The organism is Caloramator proteoclasticus DSM 10124 (assembly GCF_900129265.1).
GTDB classification, from domain to species: domain Bacteria; phylum Bacillota; class Clostridia; order Clostridiales; family Caloramatoraceae; genus Thermobrachium; species Thermobrachium proteoclasticum.
The window spans coordinates 1-17,444 of sequence record NZ_FQVG01000052.1 but is presented as its reverse complement, the minus strand read 5'-3'; the positions used below and the strand labels follow the sequence as shown (position 1 = coordinate 17,444).

Here is a 17,444-nt window from a genome sequence, read left to right as displayed (position 1 = left end):
TTTCAAGAACTAATGGCTCAACTTAAAAAAGCGTTAGCTGAAAACCGTTTAGAAGCAAGATTGAAGCATTTTTCAAAATATAAAGTTTTAATAATCGATGAAGTTGGATATTTGCCTATTGATGTAGATACAGCCAATATATTTTTTCAATTAATATCTAAACGATATGAAAAACACTCAACAATTATTACAACCAACATGCCTTTTTCAAGTTGGACAGAAGTATTTGGTTCAGCAAGAATTGCTAATGCAATATTGGACAGATTATTGCATCACTCACATGTTATATCTATAAAAGGTCCTTCATACAGATTAAAATCTAAAATGAAATATTTTAACAGTTCTTCTAATACGTCATCATAGTACAATTTTTGTACATAAATATATTCCACTTTTTGTACAAAGATATATTGACATTTACACCATAAACTGTTTTGCCTTATATCTTACCAATACATTCTCACTTTTAAGTTCTTTCTTCCACTTTTCTATAAAATATTCCTTATTTTCCACCATAGCATTAAACGTATTTACAAAGGCTTGATACAAAACCTTATCATTTATATGCTTATTCTCACAGCTCTTTTTCCCCTTTACTTCATATTTTTTATTACATCTCCAAACAACCCTTCTTAACCTTTCATCTGTAGAATTCCAAACCTTCCTGCCAAAAGGGCTACCACAATGTCCGCAGATAACTCTTCCTGCAAAAGGATTATCAACTGTAGCATAATCAAGCTTACTGATGTTATATTTTTCTGCAAAAGCTCTTCTTCTCTCCATTTCAAGCTGTACTGCGGTATGCATTTCTTTATCAATAATTGCAGGGTGGCTTTCTTCTACATAATACATTGGAACTTACCGTTGTTAACTGCTCTTTTTTTGGTCAAAAAATCAACTGTATAAGTTTTTTAAAGAAGTGCATCACCTTTATTTTGAAAGGCTCCCATCTTGGCAGGACTTGCATTTAGAGAAATAAAAGTTATATGTGATAAGGCTACCATCCAAAAAAGCAAAATAGCCTCAAAGCTTAACACTTCAAGGCTTTTATCTATTGTATCAATATGTTGTTCAATTTTGTCTTTGGACGATGATGTTGATACAAGAAGGAAATATGAGCGTAGCTTCGCTTGAAGGAATAGTTATAATTACATTGCCTACGGTAATTTTTACTTCATTTGAAGAAGTAATATTTTCTTCTAAATAACTTTCTTTTAATGAAATAGCATGAAACACAGGTTGTATATTTTCTGATTGTGATTTCATTAATCTTCTTTTGTGATAATAAAACTGGGTTTTACAAATGTTATTTTCTATACAAAAGTCCTTTACTGTTATTGAACCATTATATGATTCAAATTTCTTTATATATTCTTCCCATTCAGCATAGCTCATTTTTTTACCCATAAATTACCTCCCATCGATAGTATTTGCTTTTATTCTATCAATGGGAGGATGAGATATCTATGTACTTATTTTTTGACGCTTACTTATAAATAATCTAAAAGCAACAAAAATAGTATGTTATGATTTATAAAAATTTTTTAAAATAACTTTTTAATTCACATATACATTAACAGCTAAATTAGGGTTGAGTACAAAATAATCAATACCATTAAGGGTATTGGTAATGATGAATGAAAATACTCAAACCCTCTATTATCAAATATCAAGCACTTATTTAAATATTTTATTTATACCTTTTTCAAGTACATAATCTTCTTTTTTGTCATTAACATATATTTCTATATTCTTTGGTTTCTCCTTAATGATAAAATATGCTATTATTTTATCATTTACAAAATTGTCATTTGTCGCTGGTTGTTCATTAATTTTTATTTTCAATACACCACCAACATTTTTTGCTTCCAGAGTTGATGTAACATAATTATTCTTACCTAAATTTTTATTATAGTAAAACAACATTTCATATGGGTTTGCATTTTCCAACGAATAAATATATATTCCTTTGTCTGAATTTTTATCACTTATCCATTTAATCATTTCTGAATTTAATTGGTGCTCGTCTTTAATTGTTTGGAAATCTACTGTTTCACACCTATATACATGTAAACAAATTACTATACTTATTCCAAGAAAACAAACTATGCTTATTATTGCAATTAATAATTTTTTCAAAAACTCTACCTCCATTCTCTCATAAAATATTTTTATTATTAGGTCATAAAATACATCGATACCGTGGCAAATTTACCACAGTATCTTTTTATTGATTAAAATTTTAGTTGTGCAACCAAATAATATCTGCTGATTTGTTTGTTAGTTTTGCAGATATACGGCTTTTAACAGTGCTATCTCCACAATTAAAAGAAAATTCGTACCAAGCTATTTGATCTCTACCTACCTGATTATTATGCAAGTCCATATCTCTATGTTGATATTCGTAATACCCGTCAGCAGCTTTCTTTTGAAGTTCAGCTTGACTCTTATCTTCATGTGCTGTCGCATAGGCAAAAGCCCAAGACCTGCTAATATCCCTTGTCATTAACGCATTCCATATTCCATGTCTATATCCATCTGATTTATCTCCCAAGCCATTATAACCAAATTTTTCTTGTGTCCACTTAAAAGCAATTTCTTTTATTGAATTCGTCATAAGAGCAGCTGCTGGGTCAGAAGCTATTAATAACTTTTCTGACGTTGTCAATCTTGTCCAATCACTATAAGACAATGCAAAAGCAGAAGTTCCAAAAGAAAAACTTAATAACTTTTCTTTTTTAGGTTTTTCTTTTAATTCAAATTTAGAATTAAAATATTTAACCACTTTCTTGCTATCATCTGATGGATTTGATTTTTTATATGCCTCTATTTCTTTACAGAGAGCATAAAATTTGTTATCTATTGGATAACCCTTTTTTTCTAATTCTTTTTTAACATCTTCAATAGTACCAGATGTTTTAAAATCTTCGTAACTCTTTAAATTCTTTAGGTATTCTTTCTTTTCTGCTTTTTTCTTTCTAAATTCTGCTTTTTGATTTTTGTCAGTAATTCTATTTTCATCAAACGAGTCAATTTCTTTATTTTCCTTGTCCTTAATTTCTGCAATAGCATTATTTAACAGTATTTCAGCCTGTAAAAGTTCATCGTCACTTTCAGCCAAACCAACAGAGTTATTTGCACCAAATGAAACACTTATATCCAATACTAAAATACTTACGATCAAAAACATTACTAACAATTTCTTCATTTTAAGCACTCCTTCTTAATGTCTGTTACTAGTCGGTTGCAGAATTCTGCAACCATTGATTTTACTATTTTTTTAGCCATAAGGCTTTTATATTTTCTTCCACTGTGGCATTATTAAGTTATTAAAAAATCTAAAACTATCCACAAATGAAGATAATATCATATTTTATATAAGCAACATAAAACAACTTAACTTTTTGAGCAAATATATAAATTTAAAAACATGGATAATAAATTAAATCTTGGTTATTTTCTTAAACATGCTCTTTATTTTATATAAATCAACCGGTTGATTATATGCACAAATCAGAACTATCAACTATAAGCTATTTGGACTCACCCCTATATATAAATCTACAATTAATGTATCTAATGCTTGTCCATCTTTTATGTCAGTTACAGTCACATTATATACTACAGTTATTTGTTGTAAATTATTTATATTATTCATCTTTTCATTATATGTATTTTGTAATAAAATCAGCTCCTCAACATATCTTACATATACAACATTTACTATCTTAAACTTATATCTACTTGTATTATTAAACTCTACTACTCTACCTTAAGAATACTAATTAATCTTAATTCTTTTTTATTCTATATTAAACACAAAATTTTTTCAGAAGTCACTGTATATAATTATTTATCAAATATATATTTTTGTCTTATTGTATATAATAACCATTTCATCTACAATTATATATATATATATATATAATGTCAATTATATTTTTTCTATTTTTTTCTACATTATTCTGCATATACCATATTAAATTTAATTGTTTTGTTTAAGTAAACTTAAATTTACATATTATTTTAGTTATATCCTTTTGCTTCATAAAAAAGAAGCTAGATTACTCTAACCCCTTAAATGCCATTATTTATCATAGCTTATCACTCTATTTCACTGCCATCTTTAAATACAAAAGTTATCTTACCATCAGCATTTACAACCACACTATCAACTGTTCCAAGCCAAAGCTCCTCATCAAACTCATCAAGTAATTCATTTCTATCTATTAAAACCTTAATAAACTCATCTATCCTATCTTTCTTAACCAATCTTTCAAACCTCTTGTTTTCAGCATCTTCAATTGCCTTTCTCATATTTTCATAGCTTACAACTAAAGCATTGTATCTCCTCATATATTCCTCTTGGTCCTGTGCTTTAGTTGCATTATCACGAATACATCTGTTTATCTCATTAAGAATTTCTTTTGCTTGTCTTTCAAGCCCATTTATTTTTTCATCTAAATCTTTGGTATTAGTAAATTCCTTTATAACTTCCTCATACCCTTTTAATATTTCTTCCTTATTACTTATCACCCTATTGAATACCTCAACAAATGCCTTCTTTAAGTCTTCCTCATTTATTACAGGCGTCTTGCACTTTTTCTCATTCTTATACTTTGAATTGCACTGATAAATTATTTTCCTATACTTATCATTTGAGTGCCAAACCTTTCTACCGTAAAAACTTCCACAATCACCGCATATAATCTTTCCTGAGAAATAGTAACTTCCTGTCTTATACCCTCTTGCCCCTTTTCTATTCTTAAGCTCCATCTGCACTAAAGCAAATACTTCAGGTGAGATAATTGCAGGGTGACTGTTTTCTACATAATACTGTGGAACTTCACCTTCATTTCTCTTTATCTTCTTTGTTAGAAAATCTACTGTAAACTTCTTTTGAAGTACTGCATCTCCTTTATATTTTTCATTTTGAAGTATACTTAATACTGTGCTTTGATGCCATACTCCTTTACCTGCTGGTGTTGGAACTTTGTTTTCTGTTAAATACTTTGCTATGCTTAATGCTGTTTTTCCCTCTAAAAACATTCTATATATCAGCCTTACAATCTTTGCTTCTTCCTCAACTATTTTAGGATAGCCATCTTCTCCCTTTGTGTAGCCTAAAAAGTTTTTATATGGCAAACTAAACTTACCATCTGCAAATCTTTTTCTCTGTCCCCAGGTTACGTTTTCACTTATAGACCTTGATTCTTCCTGTGCTAGTGAGCTCATTATAGTAATTAAAAGCTCTCCTTTGCTATCCATTGTATAGATATTTTCCTTTTCAAAATATACCTCTACACCTTTTTCCTTCAGCTTTCTAACTGTTGTTAATGTATCAACCGTGTTTCTTGCAAATCTACTAACTGATTTTGTAATTATAAGGTCTATCTTACCACTTAGTGCATCTTCAATCATTCTATTAAATCCATCTCTCTTTTTAGTGCTTGTTGCTGATATACCTTCGTCTGTATAGACATTTACAAATATCCAATCAGGGTTTGATTTAATATGTCTTGTATAGTAGTCCATCTGTGCCTCAAAGCTTTGAAGCTGTTCTTCATTGTCAGTTGAAACTCTTGCGTAAGCAGCTACTCTTTTTCTATTTACTTTTGTTTTTGTAATTGGAGAAACATTATTTGCTGTTGCAGGTATAACAGTTACGGCTCTTGCCATAAGTTTTTCCTCCCTTCAATTCTTTTAAGGCTTTCTTCTCTTGCCCTTTGACGTTTTTCTTCACTCCAGCTTTCACTTCTTGGTTTATAACTCCATTCTTTTTTAACTATACTTCCATCGTTTAATATAAAGGCAATTTTTCCCTGCTCTATAATCTGTATTTCCTTTATTTTCTTTTCAAACTCTTCTGTTCCTAAAACCTCATTGCAAAGTGAAATTAAAATATCCTCAGGGATCTGTTTTGCTGGGCAGGCATCTTTACCATATTTTAAATAGGTAGAACACTGCCATATAAACTTATCCCTTACTCTTTTCCTTCTATACTTCTTACCGCATATACCACATATAATTTTTCCTGAAAATATTTGATTCGAACTTTCTTTTTGATTTGAATACTTTGATTTTCTTTCTTCTAAAATCTTCTGGGCCTTTTGAAATGTTTCTAAATCGATTATTGCTGGATGTGTTTCTTCTGCATAATATCTTTGAAGTTCTCCTTTATTTCTAACTAAAGTCTTTGTTAAATGGTCCTTTACATATTTTTTCTGCAAAAGTGCATTTCCTGTATACTTTTCATTCTTTAATATTTCTACTACCCTTTCAGAGTTCCACTTGCCACCCCTTATTTTTTCTATTCCCATTTCTCTTAGTTTCTTTGCTATTTTAGTTGCACCAATTCCATTTATATAGTCTTGAAAAATCATTCTAACTATTTTTGCCTCATCCTCATCGATTTCTATTTTCCCTTTTTCAATGCTGTATCCATACATAAACCTAATATTTACAAGTTCTCCTTCTTTAAAGCCTTTTCTTATTCTCCATTTAATATTTTCACTAACTGACCTTGATTCTTCTTGTGCAAATGAAGCGAGGATAGTTAGCATAAGCTCACCATCCCCGCTAAGGCTGTGTATATTTTCTTTTTCAAAGTAGACGTCAATATTTAAAGATTTTAGTTCTCTTACAACCTCAAGTAAAGTAACAGTATTTCTTGCGAATCTTGAGATTGACTTTGTAACTATCATGTCAATTTTACCCAATCTGCAATCTTCTATAAGTCTTTGAAACTCTGGTCTTTCATCCTTTGTCCCAGTATAAGCCTCATCAGCATATACCCCTGCAAATTCCCACTCACTGTGTTTTTGTATAAAGCTACTATAGTAACTTATTTGAGCTGAAAGAGAGTGAAGCATTGCATCCTTACCACTTGATACTCTTGCATAAGCAGCAACACGTTTTTTAGCTAAAGCCTTTATTATTTTAGGTTTAATCTTTATTACTTTTCTTTGCATTCTCGATTCCCCCTTTCAGCTACACATGTTAGCTCTAATACTCTCGCAAAGCAAGTTAATTATATGTTAGTAATTCTATGGCTGGTCTATATTTATCAATAAACATCTTTTTAATTTTTTCAAAGTCATCTTCATTAATTATATTTTTTGAAAGCATTGATTTTGCGATAGCAATTGATATCCTATAGTTTTTCTCCCTTTCAAACTGCTCTTTAGTCACAAAAATCCCCCCTTTTAAGCATAAAAAAAGAAGCCCATAAAGAGCTTCAAAATTATTTAGATTCAATAATAACTGCATCTATACCCAATTCTTTTAATCTTTTAACCTGCTTTTCAGCATTATCTTTTATTGTGTATGAACCTGCCATTACTCTGTATAATACTTTAGAAGTTTCTACATATTTTATATTTAACTGTTCTAATATAGCCTTTGCAATTCCTTTTGCTATTTCATCTTTTTTACTGTCAAATAATTTGTTATCCTCACTATTGTCAATAAAGCCCACCTCCACAAGAACTGCTGGTGATTTTGTTTCCCTTAACACATAAAAATTTGCTGTCTTTACTCCTCTATCTACAAAACCTAATCCTACAAGGGAGGTTTGTATCCTTTTTGCTAATTCTTTTGATTTTTCACTACCAATTATATATATAAATGTTTCAGATCCTTTTGATTTTTCAGGCTTAAAGGCATTTCTATGAAAGGATATAAAATAGTCATAGTCATTTTTCCTTTCAAAGTCGCTTCTATCTTTAAGACTAACAAATACATCTTTATCTCTTACTTCATCCACAACAACCCCATGCCTTCTTAATTCTCCTGCAACCTTTAAACCAAGTTCTAAATTATCATCCTTTTCACATCTTCCTTTATATACTGCTCCACTATCTACTCCACCATGTCCATAGTCTAAACATACCCTTGCCATTACTTTTCTCCCCCTTCATTTATTTGTTTTAAAAGTTCTTTTAGTTTCTCTGGGACAGGGAGTCCAATCTTTGCTGAATTTTCAATGATACTTATTCCTTCATTTGAAATGTAGAAAAAAATAACGGCGGTGCGAACTGCACTACCGCTTTTAATTACATTAACATCAATTATATTCCCTATTCCAACCATGATAAAAATAAGAATCTTTTTAAATATCCCTCTAAACCCAACCTCACTTGAAAGTTTCCTCTCAAGAACTGCTACCATAATGCCTGTTATATAATCTATAACCACGAAGGTTATAAGTGCATACATAAACCCATCAAATCCTCCTAAAAAATAACCTAAGTAACCGCCAATGGTAGCAAAAACTATTTGTATTGTGTTGTTTTTCATCTTAATCATCCTCTCTTAATAATAATCAAAGGCAAAATCTATTAAGTCTATCTCAAATGTATATTGGACCTTCATTGTATTTGCATCCGTTTTTTCAACTGGCTGAGCAAGCTTTGTATGAGCTCCACAGGGTTTTGACGTTGCTAAATAATAAATTCCAAAATATACATAATCATTGTTGGAATATCTATACATTGAAATAAACTTATCAGTCCCTATTATTGGGTATGCAGTTGAATCTGAATAGTCTTCATAATAAAGATAATCTCTATATGCTTCCACCAGATTGCCTTCAGGAGTTATTACTTGATAAAATCCTGCTCCACCCTGTGTTCCATAATATTGTAAATATATTCTATTTTTTGTTCTGTAAATTATATTCCCTATATAGCATCTTCTTTCAACATTTCCACTATTCATTCCTTTAGAGGCAAACCATGTTGAACTTCCTATCTTAGGTTTTAAGTTTAACTCACTTATTAAATTGCCATTTAGATCTAATCTTAATAATCTGTTCGTATATACATATTCATTATTATTTTGTGGATCTTGTCTTGAATTGTATCCATAAACCTCTATATATCCATCACCTGTCATTATTGGGTTTAATGTATAGCCAACATAACTAAAATTCGTATTATATGCGTCTTTAAAAGTTGTTGTTAAATTTATAGGGCCAACAGTTGACAATAATACCCCTACATTACTCCATTTGTAAATTTTTATATATTGATTTGGGTAGCTATAATATGTGTAAAATCCTACAAAATAATCTATTTCTCCATTTTCTTTATATACAGGAACAACATCATTTAATTCTCCTGCAGGAAACGCTCCACCAGAAGAATTAAGTAATTTAATCGCTTTCGAAAAATCCACATAGTAGTCTAGATTTAAATCAAACGGCAGATAAATCTGATGTCCTTTTAAATCATCGGGATATTGAATATAGGTTGTATTAGTTGCACTTGTTATAGTTGCATCGCAGTATGCATATCCTTTATGGTAATCTGTAAATCTTAATGTTCTCCTAAAGCTACCATAACCACCGCTATAAAATATATAATAAATTGCCCAATATTTCTCTTTATAAAAATTTTGTTTTGCATAGATAGTTCCATCTCCATTATTTCTTCCAAATATGGGTGGTCCTATATAAAATTTTTCTCTTTTCGAAGGCTCAGCTCCCCAATATATAGATTCGAATCTTCCATTAGCAGCATGTGTTGGAAAGTCAAATACAAATGTAGCCCTTATTTTCCCATTAAGTATTTCCATTTTACTTTCTACCTTATTTATTGTCCCTCTTAAAGTATCCGTTCCTGAATACTCAGTATTTCTATAAGCATATCCTATTATATTTCCCGTTACTTTTTCTGTGTTTGACGATTCAGGTTTTGTGGAGTCAGTAAGATATATACATTCAAAACTATTATTAAATTGATCTTGACTTCTGTTATTTATTCCCATTATTCCTCCTGCAAAATGCCTTAAAAACATGTCCTTAAAAAAGAGGTCAGGAATAATGTTCTCAGTGTATGCTTCCTTTACTTTTTTATTTGTTTTTGCATCAAATAATTCAACTAATACTTTTCCTTTTATTCCTCTGCCATCTTTAAGTTTTATTTCCTTAAAAACAGTGTTGCTTAAAAAGTCTTTATTGTATGAAACAACTTCTCTCAAATTACCACCCTCTTATGCAAACATTATTTTTATTTTTTTCAGCTTACATACATCGTCTAATGTAGGCTTATTAAGCAAATATGCAAATCTAATGGTTCTGTTTTCTGTTAATATCTGATTTAATAAATCCATGTTCAATTGATTTGTGTTGTTTGTATCTATTCCTTGATTTAAAAATTGATTAATGTCGTTTATATCAATTACCTCAAATACACCACTTGTTTGATTATAGGTATAATATGAAGAACCACTGTCAAAACTTATTACTAATCTAATCACTCCATTTGTTGAAATTGGATTGCCACTTGCGTCTCTTCTTACAAAGCTTGCATCAACAGCTATACTTAAGATGTTTTTACCTGAGGGTATTATAAAATCTGATTTTTGCTTTATTACTTTAGGCTTGCTATTTACTACTTCCTTTGTTTCTAATATATATTTAGTAGGGTTTGCTTTTTTAGTATAATCATCAGTATAAAAATAAAGCTTTGGATTTCCTAAAATTCCTGAATAACTTTGTGGAATATTATCTAATCCAAAACTTAAAAACATTTCTTCAGTTAGAGGTAAATCACCAATTTTGCTCCATGAACCACCAGAATAAGTTTTTACCCCATCATCATCAACCATAAGGTATTTTTCATTCATTGGAATATAATTTGAATTGTAGTATATCGTATAATTTTTGCCGTCAGCTGTCCCAGGAAAAAATATTAAAGATGACCCATTGCTTAATGTTAAAGTTTGCGTTCCTACATTAGGGTTGTCAAAACTATTTGTCCCACTATTTGGTATTTTTTCAATTACAAGTCTAATAACGCCTGTTTCAAATAAGGTCAATTCCCAAATTAAATCGTTAGCATTCCAATTAGAATATGATGCGTTCCCTTCCCACCTTATTCTGAAAGTTTTCTTTCCACCTTCAATTTCTAAAGCATAATATAGTTTATTATAACTTGCATCTCTTCTATTTATTTTTAGATGCTCTGTTGCTGAACCAAAACCTACCCAAGAGTTACCTGATGTTCTTAATTGCCTTACAACTGAACCGTTATATTTAAAGTCAAAACCCATATCCGGGAGTGTTACTGTTGTATCATCATTGCTTGTTCCAAAGAGTGTCATCCCACTGTTTCCTTTAGGCTGTGCTGGTGTTTGAACTATCCCCATATAATCACCCCTATACTTCCTTTATTGTTGCGTTTAATGAAACTAAACTGTTATATTCTTCTCTATTTGCAAGATTGACACCATAAATTACACCATTCCCTAATGTGCTTTCAAAAATTCCTTGATTTATATATTCTAATTCCTTAATTGTTGCTCTTTCATAACTTATATATGTTCCATCTGTCTGTTTTTCAAAATCCAAGTCAAAATTAATCCAGCTGTCAAAATCATAATCAGACATTTTATATCTTGAAAAAGTTTCTGATATTCCAACAGATGCTTTTGAAATATTTAAATCTATCAAACATTCCAATGATTTAGCCAAGTAATCAGCATATGAATTTGTCTGCACTATGTTAGGTTTAATATCATTTATTAGTTTTTGAACACTTGTAAGGACTATATCTTGCTTTTGCTGTTCTATCTTATTTAAAAACAATTCATATAAGAATGCTTGTAAAACTTCTGCTCTTGGAAGTTTAGGGCTTAATCCGCCTTCAAGGTTTCTTCCTTCAATTGTTACCTGAAGATTGTTTTTCTCAATAGTAAAAGTTCCATTTGATGTTTGCATTTCTATAATAAAAGAATGTTGTCCTGCTGTAACCTGCGGCATTGGCAGTGTAACATTTATTATATTATCCCCTGATGCTATCTTTTGAACCGGCTTTAAATCGTAATATTTGTTATCCAGTGAAAAGAAAATGCTTAATGTTAAATCAAAGCTTGCCTTTCCGGAAATTACAATATTTGCTGTTAAGTTTGTATCTGCAGATACTGAAAAACCTATTATCATAGCTTGATATTTTGTAGTTGAAATATTTATGGTTTCTGCATTTCTCTTTAGTATTAATTGATTTTGAGAGTCAGATATTTTACTTTCTATCTTTTCAATCATGGACTCAAAATCTAATTTTTCAATTATTGTATTTAATGGATCGCCTAATTCAATTTTTGTATTTAAAGGATTTAAAAGGTCAATTCTTTTCTTTATAACCCTGAGCTTTGCTGTAATTCCTAATAGTTCATGCTTAACTTCAACCTCATCACCAAGATTAACTTCTGTAAGGCTTTTAAAGTTTTCATATTCTTTTATCTTAGAAAGCTCTAGAAAGTCCACTTCTATATTTACAAAAGGATTTGATGCTTTCTTTATATATTCCTTCCCTAAGTTTCTTAATTCATCCACATCTCCTGCATCAAATTCAACCTTTTTTACTATTGGGTATGGCAGAATCTTAGAAACATCACCTTCAGCCTCAATATATCTTTCAGGAAGAATTAAGTTGTCTTTGCCTATTGGATACACCTTTGTTGCAAAATTATTAGTATCAATTATGGCCCTCATTCCTTTTATGTTCTTACCATACTTTATTAATATCCCTGAATTAGTTCCTAATTGCTTAAGTATTTCAATATTAAAATTATCTCTTTTCACTTCTCCGCCATAATATTGAAGTATTTTAAAGAAATCTTCAAGTGCATTTACATTCCTTATACTAAATGGATAAATGTTCTCCTCTGGTGCTGTAAATTTAAAAACTGCCTGTGCTTCAGGTGGGATAGTTCCTTCTATTGCTTCTTTCATATTTGCATTAACAAGTGTTGCCGCTTCTATAAAATAAAAAGCAAGGTCGTAAAATATATGCCTTGCCCATACCTTTATTTTCCCTATTTTTTCAACTTCTCTTTCTACCTTATATATGCGGAATAGCTGTCCATTTGCCTTTATAATATTAAACTCAACTAAGTAGTTTGCTTTCTTAGAGTTTGCTGGGTATTCTAAATATAAGCTGTATTCACCATTTAGTTCTTCTGTTATTTCTGTTGCTATAGACTCGTCTAAAACACCAAGTCCTATATTTTCAAATTCACCCTTTTTAGTTTTCTTGTCATAAACACAAATCACTACAACCACCGCCAGTTAGGTAAGATCTCAACCTTTGATACATTTCCTGTCCATTCTATGATATTGTTACCCACTTTTAATACTGGAAAGGTTCCACTAACTTTTGAATTTAAGTTGTTAAGGTCATCATCATAGCAGTCATAAAGAGCGCAATCAACTATTATTTTATTTGATAATCCGTTTATTTTTATCTCATTTCCATTTATTTTAAGCGTTATATCTCCTGAGCCATAAACATAAATCTTGGGTAAACTATATATTGTTCCTGGATTTATTAAATTAGTTCCATTTTGGGTTATTGTAATTACGTTGTTTGAAACTGCATATTTAAATGGCCTACAATTAAATATGATTATAAATTTTGAAGAATATCTTAAAACCTGTTTAAACTCTATTGAATTTGCAACTTGAGCTATATACTTTTTATCATTCTGGAATGAAAATATTAAATCACTCTCTCCTGAATTTAAAAGCCATGCAGTTATTTCGTCTATTTTTTGAATGATATTTTCTGCTGTTATTGAGCATTGAGCGACAATAGTAATATCCTCATAGGTTCCTTCATCATATCTTAAACTTGAATCTCTACCTGGAATATCAATGTATGATACTCTTCTTTTAGGTGATGGGATAGTAGGCCTTGAAGTTATTAAAATACCATAGTCTAAATAACTATCTTTCCCTGCAAAATTAAAGCTAAGCATTACCTCCCACCCCTTCCAAGTGAAATACGCTGTCTATAAAACTCAAGTTCATATGCAAGGTGTTCTATATCTTTATCAGAATTGTTATAGAAATTTTCTATGTGTAAAGTCAAGCCTGCACTACTACTGCTTCCCTTTGCCTTTTCAATCGCTCTTGCCATAAGATCATCTAATCTATCAATAGGTAAAACAGCCTCATTCCCTGCCTCTCCGACACCAATTATACTCGGTCTTGTAAAAATTCCCCCGCTTGCATACCAGTTAACATCTAAATAAGGAACACTTGGTGGTTTTAAGCTAAATTCACCTTTTATCGAAAAATGCGGCAGCTTTATTTTAGGTATTTTAAAGTCAAACATATCAGATAACTTTTCTTTAATAGAAATTGCTATACTTTTTATTTTTTCAAAAACCTCTCCCAATTTTCCACCTGTTATGCTGTTTATAAAGTCAAAACCCTTGCCCCAAACTGATTTATAGCCTTCAATATAAGTTCCTATAATTCCTTTTATTCCACCTCCATGTTCATTTATTGTGTTTTTAATGCTTCCCCATACATTAGATGTTTTAGTTTTTACATTTTCCCATGCGTTTGATATATTTTCTTTTATGGAGTTAAATTTTGTACATATATTTTCTTTTAAATTGTTTAAAGTTTCTTTTATACTATCCCAATTTTTAATTAGTAAGACTCCAACTGCAATAATACCTGCAATAGCCATAGCAGCAATTCCAACAGGCCCAGTTAATGCTGTGAACGCACTACCTAATACTCCTGAAACACCACCTGCTGTTGCCATTGCCCCTGATACACTTCCTATTACAGTTGAAAGAGTACCTGCTATGCTTATTACCTTACCAATAATTCCAATTACAGGCCCTACTGCTGCAACAATTAGCCCTATTTTTACAATCATCTCCTGCTGTTCTTTTGACATCCCTTGAAATTTATCCATTAATGGCTTTATTACTCCTATTAACTTTTCAAGAACTGGTATAAGAATCTGTCCAAACTGAATTCCAAGCTGCTCAGCCTGTTCTTTCATAACCCTTATTTTATTAGTAGGTGAGTCCATAGTTCTTGCAAGGTCTCCTTGAGCATTTTTAGTGGCTTCCATTATTACACCATACCTTGCCATTACCTTTTGCTGTTCTGTTAGTGCCTCACCCTGCTTAGCAATGCCGTGAGTATATGCATAGGTCTTTATTGTATTTTCATTAATTAATATTCCTAAAGCCTTTAAAGGTTCAGCTTCACCAGATATCCCTGCCTTTAATTTTTCAAAGGCCTCTTCTGGTTTTAAGTTATAAAAGGATGCCATATCATATGAAAGCTGTGTAAGGCCCTCTGACATTTTTAATGCTTCTTGTGATGTTAAGCCCATACTTGTCAGCATTGAATTATAGGTTGCTACATTTTTTCTTACACTATAGGCATTAAGACCAAGTGCTTTTGATATTTCCTCTGACCATTTTCTTGCCTCATCTGCCATAGCGCCCATTGAAACTTCAAAGAGATTTTCAGATTCAACAGCATCCATAGCCATCTTGGTTGCAGCAGTTCCTATACCTATAAGCGGTAATGTTACTGCTGTTGTAAGTTTGCTGCCTATTGACGACATCTTATCTCCTACCGCTTTCATCTTTTCTCCTGCACTATTCATACTTTGGGACAACTTATACCAAGCAGAGCTTTTTTCTTTTAATTCCCTCGTTGTATTTTTAAGTTCATGCTCCATTTTATTAAGTTCAGCTGTTGCATAATTAAGTTTAATTTTTAAATTTTCAGTAGCCTTGGCATCTTCGCCCTTTGCATCAACACTTTCTTTATATGCCTTCTCTAATGCTGCTACTTTATCTTTTTGAAGTTCAATCTGCCTATTTAAACTATCTGCTTTAAGTTTTAATCCTTCTGTTGAATTTCCAAAGTCCCCAAGTTTTGTTGATGCCGCAGCAAATTCACTTTGAACAACCTTTAAGCTTCTTTGTATTTTAGATACACCCTCTTGGAATCCTCTATCATCAAGTCCTATTCTTGCAATTACAGTATTAGCATCCCTTGCCACCATCTCACCTCACTGTTAAAAAATAACGTTATCTATATAGTCAAATTCCTCTTCTACCTCTATTCCATTTACTCTTTTATATACATTAAATAGTGCTTGTAACTTCTTAGGTGTGCATTTCCAAAACTCGTCTTCACTCATCTTCAAGATATTTGTTGCTAAATACAAAAGCCACTCCCAATCCCACGAATCTTGATTGGTGTGGCTTAATGTTCCCCCATATCTTCTTCTACCTCTGGCATAGCAATATTAAGTGCTTTATTAATTGCCAAACTTAAACCTTCTAATTTATCTAATGTTATCATTTGTCCTATTTCTTTTAATGTAATATTTTCATCCTGAGCTTTAATCGTTGCATATATTAACGCTCTTATTGCTTTGAATTTCTTATTTTGCAAATCTTCAAATGCTTTATTTATATCTCCATAAACTTCTTCTAACTCACAGAAGGTGTTCATATCAAATTTTAATTCGTATTCTTTATCCTGTAATTTTATTTTTACGCCTTTGTTTTTTAATTCTGATGCTTTCATAGAATCTCTCCTTTCTATTTAAATAAAAAAGAGGTTTCGTAACCTCATTACATTAAAGTAAGTTAATAACTAATATCCAAAATTAACGGCATATGATCACTAAGATGAATCCAATCTTCAAATTCTCCTATTTGTATGTTTTGAACCTTCTCCTTATCATAAAAAAAATAGTCTATATGATATCCCTTTTCCTTTTTTCTATACAAATAAAAAGTAGGTTTACTCTCTTTACCTTGAATTTCATTTTCTTTATAGTGATAGCAACTACTTAGACCCAAACCTTCTAACATTTTTACCATCACTGTATGGTTTCTTCGTTTATATTGCTTATCCCAACAACTGTTACTGTTGAAATCACCACAAATTAACATGTTTTCTAATTTTTCTTTATATATATTTAAATAAACATAAATATCTTCTACATAGTTGCCACAACCCCAAATTCCTAATAAAGAAAATTTGTTGTTTATTTCACATGAAATAAACCATTCTAAGCCAAATGATTTCCAGTTATTATTTTTTAAAGTGATACCATCTTTCACAAAAATCCCTAATCCTTTATTTTTAAATCCTGTCCATATATAATTACTAGCAAATTTTTTATACCCATTGTCTTTTGTTGTTTGAGGGTCTTCGCATTCTTGAATAACATAAATATCTGCATCTAGTTTTTGAATAGCATCATATTTCCCCCTAAATGCTCCATTGCAATTCCACGAAACGATTCTCAATTTTACCATCACCTCTTATCCTATCAACAAAATTTACATTATTTAAACATTATTATACCTGAATTATTCACCAACCAAAAATTAAACTGAAAAATATTTATAAGAAATCTTAGTATAATTGTTATATGAATAAAATTTTCATAAATTACAGATATTTACATTAAAGAAGAATAGATTTCACCTATAGTATAAAATTTTACTTTTTGAACTTATCAAAGAACAATAATAAAAGAATTTCATTCTAACTTGTGAATATTTGCTACAATCTCATAAAAATCATTTTTATATGCGTAGCTACTGCAAAGCTTAAATATTATGTAGCGACTACTTCTTACTATTCTTGAGGCTATTTT

The 17,444-nt window shown here is 30.7% G+C and carries 19 protein-coding genes; 1 reads left to right on the top strand and 18 read right to left on the bottom strand.

Annotated elements, in window-relative coordinates; all coding sequences use genetic code 11:
• Positions 1-363: ATP-binding protein (locus tag BUB63_RS10715; RefSeq protein ID WP_200790247.1), on the top strand; the 363-nt coding region annotated here is incomplete at its 5' end.
• Positions 364-417: 54 nt separating this feature from the next.
• Here BUB63_RS10715 and BUB63_RS10710 read toward each other — a convergent pair.
• The 18 genes from BUB63_RS10710 to BUB63_RS10640 all read right to left on the bottom strand — a co-directional run bounded on the left by BUB63_RS10710 (position 418) and on the right by BUB63_RS10640 (position 17,100).
• Positions 418-852 (bottom strand): recombinase zinc ribbon domain-containing protein, encoded by a 435-nt coding sequence (locus BUB63_RS10710; RefSeq protein ID WP_242947369.1) that lies wholly within the window; start codon positions 850-852, stop codon positions 418-420.
• A gap of 219 nt (positions 853-1,071) precedes the next feature.
• Complete coding sequence (gene tnpA / locus BUB63_RS10705) at positions 1,072-1,407, bottom strand: IS66 family insertion sequence element accessory protein TnpA (protein ID WP_084106753.1); 336 nt, start codon at positions 1,405-1,407, stop codon at positions 1,072-1,074.
• 270 nt (positions 1,408-1,677) lie between these two features.
• A complete protein-coding gene (locus BUB63_RS10700) occupies positions 1,678-2,139 on the bottom strand; it encodes a hypothetical protein (RefSeq protein ID WP_073249701.1) in 462 nt (153 codons plus the stop codon).
• A gap of 103 nt (positions 2,140-2,242) precedes the next feature.
• A complete protein-coding gene (locus tag BUB63_RS10695; protein WP_073249699.1) occupies positions 2,243-3,208 on the bottom strand; it encodes a DUF6973 domain-containing protein in 966 nt (321 codons plus the stop codon).
• A 318-nt stretch (positions 3,209-3,526) separates the two neighbouring features.
• Positions 3,527-3,658, bottom strand: a complete 132-nt coding sequence (locus BUB63_RS14045) for a hypothetical protein (RefSeq protein ID WP_273962120.1) — start codon at positions 3,656-3,658, stop codon at positions 3,527-3,529.
• A gap of 446 nt (positions 3,659-4,104) precedes the next feature.
• Positions 4,105-5,679, bottom strand: a complete 1,575-nt coding sequence (locus BUB63_RS10690; protein ID WP_073249697.1) for a recombinase family protein — start codon at positions 5,677-5,679, stop codon at positions 4,105-4,107.
• Complete coding sequence (locus BUB63_RS10685; RefSeq protein ID WP_073249695.1) at positions 5,664-6,971, bottom strand: recombinase family protein; 1,308 nt, start codon at positions 6,969-6,971, stop codon at positions 5,664-5,666. Before BUB63_RS10685 ends, BUB63_RS10690 begins: the two co-directional genes overlap by 16 nt.
• Before the next feature lie 55 nt (positions 6,972-7,026).
• Positions 7,027-7,191: an SHOCT domain-containing protein gene (locus tag BUB63_RS13735; RefSeq protein ID WP_200790244.1), complete on the bottom strand. Its 165-nt coding sequence runs from the start codon at positions 7,189-7,191 to the stop codon at positions 7,027-7,029.
• Positions 7,192-7,243: 52 nt separating this feature from the next.
• Entirely contained in the window at positions 7,244-7,900 is a 657-nt protein-coding gene (locus BUB63_RS10680; protein ID WP_073249693.1) for an N-acetylmuramoyl-L-alanine amidase, read from the bottom strand.
• Positions 7,900-8,298, bottom strand: a complete 399-nt coding sequence (locus tag BUB63_RS10675; protein WP_035381921.1) for a phage holin family protein — start codon at positions 8,296-8,298, stop codon at positions 7,900-7,902. Before BUB63_RS10675 ends, BUB63_RS10680 begins: the two co-directional genes overlap by 1 nt.
• 15 nt (positions 8,299-8,313) lie before the next feature.
• Complete coding sequence (locus tag BUB63_RS10670; protein WP_073249691.1) at positions 8,314-9,981, bottom strand: hypothetical protein; 1,668 nt, start codon at positions 9,979-9,981, stop codon at positions 8,314-8,316.
• 12 nt (positions 9,982-9,993) lie between these two features.
• Entirely contained in the window at positions 9,994-11,151 is a 1,158-nt protein-coding gene (locus BUB63_RS10665; RefSeq protein WP_073249689.1) for a hypothetical protein, read from the bottom strand.
• A 10-nt stretch (positions 11,152-11,161) separates the two neighbouring features.
• Complete coding sequence (locus tag BUB63_RS10660; protein WP_073249688.1) at positions 11,162-13,057, bottom strand: phage tail spike protein; 1,896 nt, start codon at positions 13,055-13,057, stop codon at positions 11,162-11,164.
• Positions 13,057-13,761, bottom strand: coding sequence for a distal tail protein Dit (locus BUB63_RS10655; RefSeq protein WP_073249686.1), 705 nt, complete (start codon positions 13,759-13,761; stop codon positions 13,057-13,059). Before BUB63_RS10655 ends, BUB63_RS10660 begins: the two co-directional genes overlap by 1 nt.
• A complete protein-coding gene (locus tag BUB63_RS10650) occupies positions 13,761-15,827 on the bottom strand; it encodes a phage tail tape measure protein (protein ID WP_073249684.1) in 2,067 nt (688 codons plus the stop codon). Before BUB63_RS10650 ends, BUB63_RS10655 begins: the two co-directional genes overlap by 1 nt.
• A 15-nt stretch (positions 15,828-15,842) precedes the next feature.
• A complete protein-coding gene (locus BUB63_RS13650) occupies positions 15,843-15,995 on the bottom strand; it encodes a hypothetical protein (protein ID WP_159431472.1) in 153 nt (50 codons plus the stop codon).
• A 38-nt stretch (positions 15,996-16,033) separates the two neighbouring features.
• Entirely contained in the window at positions 16,034-16,360 is a 327-nt protein-coding gene (locus BUB63_RS10645; protein ID WP_073249676.1) for a hypothetical protein, read from the bottom strand.
• 62 nt (positions 16,361-16,422) lie between these two features.
• The gene (locus tag BUB63_RS10640; RefSeq protein WP_200790242.1) at positions 16,423-17,100 is read right to left on the bottom strand and encodes an endonuclease/exonuclease/phosphatase family protein; all 678 of its coding nucleotides are present in this window, start codon (positions 17,098-17,100) and stop codon (positions 16,423-16,425) included.
• Positions 17,101-17,444: the final 344 nt, after the last annotated feature.